Below are 11,938 nucleotides of genomic sequence, written 5' to 3'. Positions count from 1 at the left end.
AACCCGGCCCTCCGGTACCTCCCAGTGACCTGCCGTCCGGAGCGACGTGTGGCGAACGGCGTGCCTACCCGCGCCGCCGTGCTTCCCACTCGGACCGCAACAGGCCCCACGTCTGCTGGTCCCTGCGCTGTCCCAGGTGCACGCTGTGGCCGCGCATCGTGCCCTCGAACGAGAAGCCCAGCTTGCGCGCCACGCCCTGGGAGCCGGCGTTCTCCGCCAGCGTCACGAGCCACAGCCGCTGCAGGAAGGGCAGCCCGGTGAAGAGCTGCTCCAGCATCATCCCCACCGCGCGCGTGCCCAGCCCGCGGCCGTGGTACGCCTCCGACATCATGTAGCCGAGCTGCGCCCGCCCATGCATCCGCGACACGTCCCGCGCGGACACCGTGCCGATGAGATTCCCGTCGTACTCCACGAACCAGCGGTAGCCCTTCGCGCGAGTGTCGCCCAGCAGGCTCGCCTCGGCGATGCGGTGCAGGAGCTGCTCGCGCGTGTCCTCATCCGTGTCCACGTAGCGCCGCGCGCCCGGCTCCGCGCGCAGCACCATCCAGTAGTCCACGTGCTCCGGCCGGGCGGGCACCAGTCGCATGTCACCAGCACTCATTCCCGGCAGACTAACGTCCCGACACGCCCCTGTCCGCGCCCCTGAAAAGGCCGAGGGCCACGCACCGGGAAGCTCCCGGCACGCGGCCCTCGGGGATTCAGCTACGAGCCACCCGCTTCAGATGGCCGTGATTTCGGCGTCCTTGATGCGGAACTTCTTCGTGGTGAACTTCGCCGCCAGCTCCGAGTCGGCACGCAGCGAGTAGTCCTTCGCGATTTCCGTGCTGGGGATGAGGTGGAAGGAGGCGATGGCCTCGTCCTTCTTCACCTCCAGCACCACGAAGCCGTGGCCGTCGCCGTCGGCGAACTTCATGCCGGGGTTGGCCTCGGTCAGCGACTTCTCCAGCTCCTGCACGATGTACCTGTGCACCGCCGCGCCCGAGCCGTAGCCCGCGCCCAGCAGCGCGCGGCCCGCCAGTTCCTTGATGGAGCCGGAGGAGATGGCCGGCGCCGTCAGTGTGGCCACGCCCGACTCCACCGACGCGAAGGACGCGTGGATGTCACCGGAGACGAACAGCGTGTTCTTCTGGAGGTTGTTGGCGGCGATGTAGCCCAGCAGCTCCTTCTTCTTCGTGGGGAAGCCGTCCCACTGGTCCACGTTGAAGTAGAAGGGCTGGCGCAGGTTGGCCTCGGGGACGTCCGTCTTGTTCGACAGGTCGAACACCATGGAGGTGAGCGACACGGACGAGACGGCAATCTTCCAGGTGTTGGTGGAGTCCTTCACCGTGCTCTTGAACCAGGTCTCCTGCGCCTCACCCATCACGTTCTCGCTGGCGCGCGGCGTGGGAGGGGATGCGTACTTGATGCCCGCGTACAGGTCGAAGGTCGGCTTCACCACGATGTAGCGCGAACCCTGGATGGTGAAGAGCGAGCCCTTGCCCATGTGCACGTAGGCGAGGCCGCGCGGCGTCTCCGCGGTGATGGCGATGCGCGGAATGGCCTGCTGGCCCGCGGCCACGCGCGCCGTGTTGACGGCGTCGATGACCTGGTTGACGTAGAAGAGCGACAGGTTGCCCTTCACCCACGTGGCGGCCTTGGCGGCGGCCTGCTCCTGGGTGAGGCCCGCCTGCACCGCCTGCTGTACGTACACGCTCTGCAGGGCCCCCTTGTACGTGGCGAGCGGCGCGGCATCGATGTCGACGTACGCGAACTGGTCCCCCGCGAAGGCCGGCTTGTACGGCGCCGGCATCACCTCGGAGGTGATGACCACCGTGCCCGGGTACGCGTCCTCGGGGATGAGGTGGTCCGGCCGCATCGTGCGGAGGTCCGTCACCAGCAGCTTCAGGTGCTGGCCGAACTCGAAGTCGCGCCAGATCTTCGTCCCGCCCGCCTGCGCGGCGACGACCGCGTCGATGTCGATGGCACCGCGGGCCGCCAGGGTGTTGTCCAGGGGGATGTACTCGAAGAAGGCCTGCTCCGCGTTCTTGCGGCGCTCCGTCTGCTTCTCGTTGACGCGGCCGTCCGAGTACGTCGCGGTGTCGCCCCAGCAGTCGTCGGAGAACTCGTGGTCATCCCAGACGATGATGAACGGGTAGCGCTCGTGAACCTTCTGCAGGACCTTGTCCGAGCGGATGGCCTTGTAGAGGTCGCGGTAGTTGGACAGCGCGCTGGCGGCGTAGAAGGCCGTCAGGCCCGTGCCCTCGCGCTGCGCCTTCTCCGGCTCGGCGAAGACGATGGAGCGCTGGCCGTTGGCATCCTGGAAGGACGCGTCACCCGTCGTCTCGTAGACGTAGTCGCCGAGGAACACGACGAAGTCGAGGTCCTCGTCGAGCTGCAGCAGGCGCTGCCACGCGTTGTAGTAGCGGCCGATGAAGTCCTGGCAGCTCGCGAAGACGAACTTCACCGGAACGTCCGCGCCCGCGGCCGGCGCCGTGCGGGTGCGGCCCGTATGGGTGCTGACCTTCTGGCCGCCCACGTCGACGGTGAAGCGGTAGTAGTACGTCGTGCGCGCCGTCAGGCTGGTGACCTTCACCTTGAGGGCGTGGTCATGCTCCGCCTGCGCCGTGAAGTCCTCGTTCACCACGAGGCTGCTGAAGTCCTCGCTGGTGGAGACCTCCAGCTTCACCTTCATGTCGCTGCCAGCGTTGTCCGGGTCCACCGCGCGGACCCACAGCACCACGCTGTCCGGGCGCGGGTCACCCGAGGCCACCGACTGCGGGAAGAACTTCGCTGTGTCATCCGACGGCGGCGTCACATCCTCGGCACAACCGAACGCGGTGCTCGCCGCGACGGCGACGGTTGCTTGCAGGAAACTGCGACGCTTGAATTTGTCGAACAAGGCAGGACTCCAAGGCGGGTTTTGGAAACTGGAGAGCGCGGAGTCTAAGTCGCTCGTCTACCCACCAGGAAACATCCCACTCGCACCAAACGCCCAACGCGCTGTGTCATCCACCAGCGGTGTGGAAGGGCCCGGGCCCGGCGAGAAAAAGCAGAAGGGCCGACCCTCCTCGCGGAAGGCCGGCCCTCGTACCGTCGCTGCATTGACCCGGTGACGCGGACCGTTGAGCGGGCCCGCGTGCGCTTCAGCTCCGGCTCACTTCACGGCCTTCACGCGGGCGCGCTTCTCGCTGGCTCCCTCGGCGGCGGGCTCCTCCGCGGCGGGCGCGGCGGCGGCGGCGGGCGTCTTGGCGATGCCGTACTTCTCGAGGACGCGGGCCTCGATGTCCTTCGCCACCTCGGGGTGCTCCTTGAGGTAGTCCTTCGCATTCTCACGGCCCTGGCCGATGCGCTCTCCGTTGAAGGAGAACCAGCTGCCGCTCTTCTCCACGATGTTGTCGTTGGAGGCGAGGTCGATGAGGTCGCCCTCACGGGAGATGCCCGTGCCGTACATGATGTCGAACTCGACTTCCTTGAACGGCGGCGCCACCTTGTTCTTGACGACCTTCACGCGGGTGCGGCTGCCCACCACGCTCTCGCCATTCTTGATGGCGCCGATGCGGCGGATGTCCAGGCGCTGCGACGCATAGAACTTCAGCGCGTTGCCGCCCGTCGTCGTCTCGGGGTTGCCGAACATCACGCCAATCTTCATACGAATCTGGTTGATGAAGATGACGCACGTCTGGCTCTTGGCGATGGTGCCCGTGAGCTTGCGGAGCGCCTGGCTCATGAGGCGGGCCTGCACGCCCATGTGCGCGTCGCCCATCTCACCCTCGAGCTCGGCCTTCGGCACGAGCGCGGCCACCGAGTCCACCACCAGCACGTCGATGGCGCCGGAGCGCACCAGCATCTCCGCGATTTCGAGCGCCTGCTCACCGGTGTCCGGCTGGGACAGGAGCAGGTCATCGGTGCGCACGCCCAGCTTGCGGGCATAGCCCACGTCGAGCGCGTGCTCCGCGTCCACGTAGCCGCAGATGCCGCCACGCTTCTGCGCCTCGGCGACGATGTGGAGGCACAGCGTCGTCTTACCGGAGGACTCCGGCCCGAAGATTTCGATGATGCGGCCCTTGGGAACGCCACCCACGCCCAACGCGATGTCGAGTGAGATGGAGCCCGTCGAAATGGCCTGGACATCCCGCATCAAGGGCTCGTCCTTGCCGAGCCGCATGATGGACCCCTTGCCGAACTGGCGCTCCACCGCGGACATCGCCAGTTCGATCGCCTTTTCCTTCTCCTGATTCACGGCCATTTCTTGCGGCTCCTTGTATTGGCGGACCACCCCGGTCCACCTGAACGCGCTTTTAGTACGCGATGGGTAGACCCTAGTCCACCCCTCTGACATCCGTCCTGCATCCTGGCTTTCAGCTCTCGCGGAGGGCAGCCAGGAAGGCGGCCACCAGCCCGCCCAGGACGGCCCACAGGCCCACAGGCCCCCCCATCACCTGTGGGGCCACCACCCCGAGGAGGGTGACGAGGGCCAGTAGACCGAGCCCCACCCGGTATACGGGGGACTTCGGAGGAGCAAGCCACAATGCCATCAGGGCCAGCGCCGAGAGACCTACCTGGGTGGTGACCAGGCTGTCAGGCCCGGAGGACCTCGCCAGTTCCTGTGCCACCTGCGCCACCAGCCCCACGAGCAGCACGGCGCCGGGGATGGCGGGGCCTCCCTGGAGGCGCAGCTCCCGTCGCGAGCTGGCGCGCAGGTGCTCCAGGTCCTCGGGCCGTACCTCCAGGGCATAGGGGAAGCCCAGGGCCAGGAGCGACTCCACCGCCACGGCGCGGCAGGAGCGGCCCTGGCTGTCCACCAGTCCCTCCAGCTTCCCGCTCTCCAGGAGGCGGTGGAAGGTGTCCGCCACCTGGCGGCTGCCGCCCTCCGAGGCCATCTCCTCCAGCACCTCGTTCAGCTTGAGGGCGACGTCGAAGCGCTCCTCGTCGGACACGCGGCGGGCCTGCTCCGTCAGCACCAGCACGGGCAGCGGCAGCTCCAGCTGCGGGGTGGGCTTCCCGGACAGCGCCGGGCGGTGCAGCGAATGGACGGCGGCGTCGGTGGGGTGCACTGCCCCCGGAGACGTCCCGGACACCCAGGGAGCCATATCGGAGGGCGCGGCGTCAGGCCTCTCCTCGACGGGAGGCTCCCAGGGCGCCACATCGGAAGGCGCCGCGTCCGGCCTCTCCGTGGCGGGCGGCTCCCACGGGGCCATATCCGCAGGTCGGGCCTCCTCTGGAGGCGCCTCCTCTGGGAGCCGGTGCGTGGGCGGATGTAGGCGGGGGACGTCCGACACGGAGAAACTGTAGCCACGGCCCCGGTTCAGGTTCAAAGCGAAGCGAGCCCGCAACTTCTTCCGGACAACGGGGTTGATGTCCGCCGTGGACCTGGATTCGGACGCACAGGCGATGCTGAAGGTGGCCGAGGGAGACCGGCAGGCGTTTGCCTGGCTGTTCGACCGCTACCACGCGAGCGTGGCGCGGTTCGCCTTCCGCTTCGTGAACGACAGGGAGCGCGCGGAGGAGCTCACTCAGGACATCTTCGTGAAGCTCTACCGCCATGCGGGCTCCTACAAGCCCACGGCGCGCTTCAAGACGTTCCTCTTCCGGGTGGCCACCAACCACTGCCTCAACGAGGTCCGTCGAGGAGAGTACCGCGTGTCCCACACCTCGTCGGAGACGCCGGAGGGAGAGGAGACCGGCGCGGTGGAGATGGCGGGGCCGGAAGGCGACAGGCCGGACCAGGCGCTGGCGGGGCGGGAGCTGGAGCGGGTGGTGGGCGCCGCGCTGGGGGACATGAGCGCCCGCGAGCGCGCGGCCTTCACCATGTGCCGCTTCGAGGGCATGGCGTACCGGGACATCGCGGAAGCGCTCGAGGCGAGCGAGGCCGCCGTGAAGAGCCTCATCCACCGCGCCACGCTGGCGGTGGCGCGAAGGATTGAAGAGCTGCAGGCGGGCGCCGCGCCCGCGAGGAGCAGGGCATGAGCTGTGGTTTCGAAGAGGACCTGACGGCGTACCTGGACGGGGAGCTGCCCCCGGCCCGGCGCGTGGAGGTGGAGGCCCACCTGGGCACCTGCGCCGGGTGCCGCGCCACGCACGCGCTGTTGCGCAACGCCGTGGCGCGCCTGGCGGAACTGCCCGCGTATGAGCCCTCCCCCGCCACGCGGCGCGCGGTGCTGGCGAAGCTGGACGCGCTGCCGGTGCCGTGGTGGCAGCGACTCGGGGTCCTGCTGCGGCCCGCGGTGCTGGTGCCCTCGGTGGGCCTCGCCGCCGCGCTGGGCGTGGCGCTGCTGATGGCGGGCCCCGGCCCCGAGGCGCCGCCCGAGCTGGCGGACCCGGCGGTGATGGAGCTGGCCGCCAACCTGGAGGTGGCCGAGGACTTCGAGGTGCTTGGCCTGGACACCGCGGAGGATTTGGAGGTCGTCGCGAACCTCCACGAGCTGGAGGTGACGCCGTGATGAAGCGATGGGACCTGGCCGCGCTGGGGCTGGTGGTGACGCTGCTCGCCGGTGCCACGGTGCGCGCGGAGACGGAAGCGCCGCGCACGGCGGCCGAGCGTTTCGAGCGGATGACACCCGAGGAGAAAGAGGCGCTGCGCGCGAAGCTGCGCGAGTTCAAGGCGCTGCCCCCGGAGGAACGGGCGCGCATCCGAGAGAATCTCGAGCGCTGGCGCAAGCTGCCGCCCGAGGAGCGCGAGCGCATCCGCGCCAACCTGCGCGAGCTGAAGCGCCTCACCCCCGCCGAGCGTCAGGCGTTGCGTGAGCGCGTGCGCGAGCTGAGGAAGCTGCCCCCCGAGCAGCGCGCGGAGATGCGCCAGCGCGTGCGCGAGTACCTCCGTGAGCACCCGGAGAAGCGCGAGCAGATGATGGAGAACCTGCGGCGCTGGCGGCAGCTGTCGCCCGAGCAGCGCCAGGAGATTCGCGAGCGCCTGCGCGAAAGGCGGCGCCAGTGAGCCGCGGTCCGATATGGCGCTCGCTGGCGTCGAGCCATTCACGATGCGCGGCACGGTCAGCACGCGCTCCGGCAACTCATGCGGTGACGGCGCTCCCGGCGCGCGGCGCGGCGATGCTGGCCCGGGTTCTCCCCCTGTTCCTGCTCGCCCTGCTGCTGGGAGCGCTCCCCGCCGCCGCGCAGGAGTCGAAGCCTCCTCCTCCGCCCCCGTCCATTCCCACCCAGCCACCTTCGCCGAAGGACGCTCCGCGCTCCCGCACCACGCTCACCGATGAGGACCAGGAGGTGGTGGAGAACCTGGAGCTGCTGGAGAGCCTGGACACGACGGAGGACCTCGACTTGCTCCTGGAGCTCAGCCAGGAGGAGTGAGCCTCCCGCACCTCCGTCCACGTTCGGCGGAATGGTGTAACCGAATTGCGCGCACCCGCCTCCCAACCACCCTCCAGGCCCATGCATCCGAGTGGGGGGCGGGTGACGCGCGACGGCTTCGAGGTACACTGCCGTCCATGCACGTCGCGGTCCCCCGCCCCGTCGAGGTGCCCTCCCGCCGCTTCGGCCAGTACCAACTGCGCAGCCGTCTCGGCTCGGGAGGCATGGCCGAGGTGTTCCTCGCGGACGCGGTGGACGTGCGCGGCCAGCCCTTCAGCGTGGCGCTCAAGTTCATGCGCAAGGAGGTGCCCGCGGAGGTGTTCGCCGACGAGGCGGACCTCATGGGCCTCCTGGAGCACCCCAACCTCGTGCAGCGGCTCGAGGTGGGCGAGGCCTTCGGGCGCCCCTTCATCGCCATGGAGTTGCTGGTGGGTGGGGACCTGGGCGGGCTGATGCGCGCCCTGCAGCAGCAGCGCCGGCCCTTCCCGCACGGCCTCGCCGCGCACGTGGGCATCGAGGTGCTGCGCGGCCTTGCCTACTTCCACCAGGCGCGCACGCGCAGCGGCCGGCCGCTGGAGCTCGTGCACGGCGACATCAACCCCGCCAACATCTTCTTCTCCGGCGAAGGCGACGTGAAGGTGGGCGACTTCGGCGTGGCCAAGGCGCGGGGCGCGGACATCGGCCCGGCGGATGGCGTGGCCGCGGGCAAGCTGCACTACCTCTCGCCGGAGCAGACGCGCGGCGAGCCGCTCACGCCCGCCTCGGACGTCTTCGCCGTGGGCATCGTCCTCCACGAATTGCTGCTGGGCCGGCACCCCTTCCGTCGCGAGGAGACAGACCCGAAGGTGGTGATGAACGCCATCCGCGCCGCGCGGCTCCACCTGCCGGACACGTTGGATAGGGGGCTGGCGGCCATCCTCCGCAAGGCCCTGGCACCGGACGTGGTCAGCCGCTACCACACCGCGGGCGAGCTCGCCGGCGCGCTCCTCACCTGGTCCCTCGACTCGGGACAGGAGCTCACGCGCGCGGAAGTCCGCCGCTGGCTCGCGGACGTGCTCGGCCTCATCGGCTGAGACGACGAAGCCCGGGCCCCTCGCGGCAATCGGGCTCCAGCACATCCGCTGAAACGACGAAGCCCGGGCCCCCTCGCGGGGAACCCGGGCTCGTGGAATCACCTTCGCTCGGAAGGCGCGGCGGCTACTCCACCGTCACGCTCTTGGCGAGGTTGCGCGGCTGGTCCACGTCATTCCCGCGCATCTCCGCCACGTGGTAGGCGAGGAGCTGCAGCGGAATGGTGGCCACCACCGGCGCCAGCAGCGCGCAGGCCGCCGGAATCCGGATGACGTGGTCCGCCAGCGTGGAGACATGCGTGTCGTCCTCGTCGATGACGGCGATGACCTTGCCGCCGCGCGCGCGGACCTCCTCGATGTTGCCGATGATCTTCTCGTAGGCGACGTGCGGCTGCTTCGGCGCAATCACCACCACCGGCATCTTCTCGTCGATGAGGGCAATCGGGCCGTGCTTCATCTCTCCGCCCGCGTAGCCCTCCGCGTGGATGTACGAGATTTCCTTCAGCTTCAGCGCGCCCTCCAGCGCCACCGGGTGCATGGGGCCACGGCCGAGGAAGAGGAAGTCCTGCGAGTTCATGAACTCTCGCGCGACGCGCTTCACCTGCGGCTCGCACTTGAGGACGTCCTCAATCATCTTCGGAATCTGCGTCAGGTGCGTCAGGTGCTCCTGCGCCGCCTGGACGGTGAGGGTGCCGCGCATGCGGCCCAGCTTCACCGCGAGCAGGTAGAGCGCGACGAGCTGCGTGGTGAACGCCTTGGTGGACGCCACGCCAATCTCCGGGCCCGCGTTGGTGAGCACGGAGAACTCGGCCTCGCGAGTCATGGCGCTGCCGATGACGTTGCAGATGGCCATGGCCGTGGCGCCGCGCGCCTTGGCCTCCTTGAAGGCCGCCAGCGTGTCCGCCGTCTCACCGGACTGGCTGATGGCGATGGCCAGGTGCGTGGGGTCGACGATGGGGTCGCGGTAGCGGAACTCGCTGGCCAGCTCCACCTCGACGGGCAGGCGCGCCAGCGACTCAATCATGTGCTTGCCGGCGACGCCGGAGTGCCACGAGGTGCCGCAGGCCAGAATCGTAATCTTCGTCAGCGAGCGGACCTTCTCCGGGGAGAGGTTCCAACCCTCGAAGTGGACGTCGCCCTCGGACAGGAGCATCCGGCCGCGCAGCGTGTCGCCGACGGCGCGAGGCTGCTCGAAGATCTCCTTGTGCATGAAGTGCTTGTGGCCGCCCTTCTCCGCCATCATCGGCGTCCAGTCGATGCGGCGCGTGGCCCGGTTCACCGGCTGGCCCTGGCGGTTGAAGATGTCGACCTTCGCGGCGGTGACGACGGCGAGGTCACCCTCCTCCATGTAGACGATGTCGCGCGTGTGCTCGAGCACCGCCGGCACGTCGCTGGCGATGAAGTTCTGCCCCTGGCCCAGGCCCAGCACCATGGGGGACGCGTTCTTCGTGCAGACGATGCGGTTCGGGTCCTTCGCGGAGACCACCGCCAGGGCGTAGGTGCCCTTCACGTGGTCAATCGCCGCGCGCACCGCCTCCGGCAATTCCAGGCCGCGGTCCAGCTCTTCGGCGATGAGGTGGGCGAACACCTCGGTGTCCGTCTCCGAGGAGAAGACGTGCCCGCGCGAGCGCAGCTCCTCCTTCAGCGCGAGGTGGTTCTCGATGATGCCGTTGTGCACCACCGCCACGTTCCTGTACGTGTGCGGATGGGCGTTCTCGTCGGACGGGCGCCCGTGCGTGGCCCACCGCGTGTGACCGATACCGATGGTGCCCTGCGGCTGGTCCGCCACCACCCGGTTCTCGAGGTTGCGCAGCTTGCCCGTGGCGCGCACCACGTTGAGCTGGTTGCGGCTCACCACCGCGACACCCGCCGAGTCATATCCCCGGTACTCGAGCTTCTTCAGCCCGGACACGAGGATGGGGGCAGATTCCTTGTCACCGACGTAACCAACAATCCCGCACATATCGACCTCTCTCTCACGCCCACGCCCGCCAGAGCAATCCGGGGCATTCCCCTACAACCAGTATGGGCAGTTCTCTGGCTGCCCACCAAGCAAGAGCCGCGCCGATCAGCCCTTCCCGGGCTTCGTCTCTCTACGCGCCTTCTTCGCAACCACCCAGCCATCCTTGGTGACCTGTGGCGTCCGTGACACAGCGAGGCTCCCCGGAGGCACATTTTTCGTCACGGTGGTGCCCGCGCCGACATACGCACCGTCACCGACCTTCACCGGCGCCACCAGCTGGGTGTCCGAGCCGATGAAGACGCCATCCCCCAGCTCCGTGACGTGCTTGTTCACCCCGTCATAGTTACAGGTGATGGTCCCCGCCCCGACGTTGCACCCGGCGCCAATCTTCGCGTCGCCCAGGTACGTCAGGTGGTTGGCCTTGGAGCCCTTGCCGATCTGCGCCTTCTTCGTCTCCACGAAGTTGCCCAGATGCACATCCTCGGCCAGCTCCGTGCCCGGGCGCAGACGGGCGAACGGGCCGATGACGTTCCGCTCGCCCACCTTGGCCTCCTCCAGCACGGAGTAGGGCTTGATGACGGTGCCGTCCGCCACGGTGGAGGCGGTGATGACGCTGCCCTGACCAATGGTGACGCCCTTGCCGATGATGGTGCCCGAGGAGAGCGTCACCCCGGGGGCCACCTCGGTGTCCGCGCCGATGACGACGCCTTCCTCGATGTAGGCCGTGGCCGGGTCCTGGATGGACACGCCCGCGCGCATGTGCGCCTCGTTGATGCGCTGCTGGAGGACGCGGGCGCGTGCCGCCAACTCCACGCGGTCATTCACGCCGGCCGTCTCCGTGGCATCCGCTTCGATGGAAGCCACGGGGCCCAGCTTCGCGGCCATCTCCACGAGGTCCGTGAGGTAGTACTCGCCCTGCGCGTTGGCCGGCTTGATTTCCGCCAGCGCCTTCCAGAGGAAGTCCGCGTCGACGGTGTAGATGCCCGCGTTGCACTCGCGGACGTTGCGCTGCTCCGGCGTGGCGTCCTTGTGCTCGACGATGCGCGCCACCTTGCCACCCTCGCGGATGACGCGGCCGTAGCCGGTGGGGTCCTCCAACACGGTGGACACGAGCGCCAGCGGACCGCCGGCCTTGTCGTGCGCGGCGATGAGCGCCCGCAGCGTCTCGCGGCGCAGGAGCGGCACGTCGCCATAGAGGATGAGGACGCGGCCGGAGTACCCCTTCAGGGCCTCTTCGGCGGAGCGCACCGCGTCCGCGGTGCCGCGCTGCTCACGCTGCAGCGCGAAGCGCAGCGGGGCATCCGGGAAGAAGGCGCGGACCGTCTTCTCCACGGCCTCGGCCTGGTGACCCACCACCGGCACCACCGTGGTGGCGCCCAGTTCGAGGGCCCGATTGAGGGGATACGCGCAGAGGGGCCTTCCGAGGATGGGATGAAGGACCTTCGCCTTCTCCGACTTCATCCGCGTGCCCTTGCCCGCGCACAGCACCACCGCCGCCAGAGCTGTCATGCGGCGGAGAATTAGGGACAGGGAATCGACTCGTCAACCGCACCCGCAGGAGTCTCTTCCGCGGTGTCAACCGGAGGGGGCCGGGCACTGACGGCCACACTCAGCGAGTTGCTCT

Annotated in this window: 11 protein-coding genes; 5 read left to right on the top strand and 6 right to left on the bottom strand. The window is 68.9% G+C overall.

Going from position 1 to position 11,938, the window contains the following annotated elements; translation table 11 throughout:
* Positions 1 to 64 precede the first annotated feature (64 nt).
* From ACVTJA_RS09915 to ACVTJA_RS09900, 4 genes are all read right to left on the bottom strand, one after another.
* Positions 65 to 586 carry a GNAT family N-acetyltransferase gene (locus ACVTJA_RS09915; RefSeq protein WP_465835876.1) on the bottom strand — a complete coding sequence of 174 codons (522 nt, stop codon included), beginning with the start codon at positions 584 to 586 and terminating at the stop codon, positions 65 to 67.
* 132 nt (positions 587 to 718) lie between these two features.
* Positions 719 to 2,878, bottom strand: a complete 2,160-nt coding sequence (locus ACVTJA_RS09910) for an alkaline phosphatase D family protein (protein ID WP_465835875.1) — start codon at positions 2,876 to 2,878, stop codon at positions 719 to 721.
* Positions 2,879 to 3,133: 255 nt separating this feature from the next.
* Positions 3,134 to 4,225, bottom strand: coding sequence for a recombinase RecA (gene recA, locus ACVTJA_RS09905; RefSeq protein WP_465835873.1), 1,092 nt, complete (start codon positions 4,223 to 4,225; stop codon positions 3,134 to 3,136).
* Between the two features lie 112 nt (positions 4,226 to 4,337).
* The gene (locus tag ACVTJA_RS09900) at positions 4,338 to 5,033 is read right to left on the bottom strand and encodes a hypothetical protein (RefSeq protein WP_465835872.1); all 696 of its coding nucleotides are present in this window, start codon (positions 5,031 to 5,033) and stop codon (positions 4,338 to 4,340) included.
* A 301-nt stretch (positions 5,034 to 5,334) separates the two neighbouring features.
* Between ACVTJA_RS09900 and ACVTJA_RS09895 the strand changes: the two genes are divergently transcribed.
* The 5 genes from ACVTJA_RS09895 (at position 5,335) to ACVTJA_RS09875 (ending at position 8,354) form a co-directional block, all read left to right on the top strand.
* On the top strand, positions 5,335 to 5,946 hold the full coding sequence (locus tag ACVTJA_RS09895; protein WP_465835871.1) for an RNA polymerase sigma factor: 612 nt from the start codon (positions 5,335 to 5,337) through the stop codon (positions 5,944 to 5,946).
* The gene (locus ACVTJA_RS09890) at positions 5,943 to 6,419 is read left to right on the top strand and encodes an anti-sigma factor family protein (RefSeq protein ID WP_465835869.1); all 477 of its coding nucleotides are present in this window, start codon (positions 5,943 to 5,945) and stop codon (positions 6,417 to 6,419) included. Before ACVTJA_RS09895 ends, ACVTJA_RS09890 begins: the two co-directional genes overlap by 4 nt.
* Positions 6,419 to 6,913, top strand: a complete 495-nt coding sequence (locus tag ACVTJA_RS09885; RefSeq protein WP_465840352.1) for a DUF3106 domain-containing protein — start codon at positions 6,419 to 6,421, stop codon at positions 6,911 to 6,913. Before ACVTJA_RS09890 ends, ACVTJA_RS09885 begins: the two co-directional genes overlap by 1 nt.
* 83 nt (positions 6,914 to 6,996) lie before the next feature.
* On the top strand, positions 6,997 to 7,281 hold the full coding sequence (locus tag ACVTJA_RS09880) for a hypothetical protein (RefSeq protein WP_465835867.1): 285 nt from the start codon (positions 6,997 to 6,999) through the stop codon (positions 7,279 to 7,281).
* Positions 7,282 to 7,418: 137 nt separating this feature from the next.
* Positions 7,419 to 8,354: a serine/threonine-protein kinase gene (locus ACVTJA_RS09875; protein WP_465835866.1), complete on the top strand. Its 936-nt coding sequence runs from the start codon at positions 7,419 to 7,421 to the stop codon at positions 8,352 to 8,354.
* A 124-nt stretch (positions 8,355 to 8,478) separates the two neighbouring features.
* Here ACVTJA_RS09875 and glmS read toward each other — a convergent pair whose 3' ends face one another.
* Positions 8,479 to 10,314, bottom strand: a complete 1,836-nt coding sequence (gene glmS, locus ACVTJA_RS09870; protein WP_465835865.1) for a glutamine--fructose-6-phosphate transaminase (isomerizing) — start codon at positions 10,312 to 10,314, stop codon at positions 8,479 to 8,481.
* A 105-nt stretch (positions 10,315 to 10,419) separates the two neighbouring features.
* On the bottom strand, positions 10,420 to 11,823 hold the full coding sequence (gene glmU / locus ACVTJA_RS09865; RefSeq protein WP_465835864.1) for a bifunctional UDP-N-acetylglucosamine diphosphorylase/glucosamine-1-phosphate N-acetyltransferase GlmU: 1,404 nt from the start codon (positions 11,821 to 11,823) through the stop codon (positions 10,420 to 10,422).
* Positions 11,824 to 11,938 lie beyond the last annotated feature (115 nt).

The sequence above is a fragment of the Pyxidicoccus sp. M6 genome (assembly GCF_055568925.1).
The sequence above is the reverse complement of the archived record's forward strand: the minus strand, read 5'-3'. Positions and strand labels throughout refer to the sequence as shown.

Excerpts from the sequence above, each read along its gene's own strand:
- ACVTJA_RS09895 (WP_465835871.1), top strand. The coding sequence starts at position 5,335 with ATGTCCGCCGTGGACCTGGATTCGGACGCACAGGCGATGCTGAAGGTG.
- recA (WP_465835873.1), bottom strand. The coding sequence starts at position 4,225 with ATGGCCGTGAATCAGGAGAAGGAAAAGGCGATCGAACTGGCGATGTCC.
- ACVTJA_RS09885 (WP_465840352.1), top strand. The coding sequence starts at position 6,419 with ATGAAGCGATGGGACCTGGCCGCGCTGGGGCTGGTGGTGACGCTGCTC.
- ACVTJA_RS09915 (WP_465835876.1), bottom strand. The coding sequence starts at position 586 with ATGCGACTGGTGCCCGCCCGGCCGGAGCACGTGGACTACTGGATGGTG.
- glmU (WP_465835864.1), bottom strand. The coding sequence starts at position 11,823 with ATGACAGCTCTGGCGGCGGTGGTGCTGTGCGCGGGCAAGGGCACGCGG.
- ACVTJA_RS09875 (WP_465835866.1), top strand. The coding sequence starts at position 7,419 with ATGCACGTCGCGGTCCCCCGCCCCGTCGAGGTGCCCTCCCGCCGCTTC.
- glmS (WP_465835865.1), bottom strand. The coding sequence starts at position 10,314 with ATGTGCGGGATTGTTGGTTACGTCGGTGACAAGGAATCTGCCCCCATC.
- ACVTJA_RS09890 (WP_465835869.1), top strand. The coding sequence starts at position 5,943 with ATGAGCTGTGGTTTCGAAGAGGACCTGACGGCGTACCTGGACGGGGAG.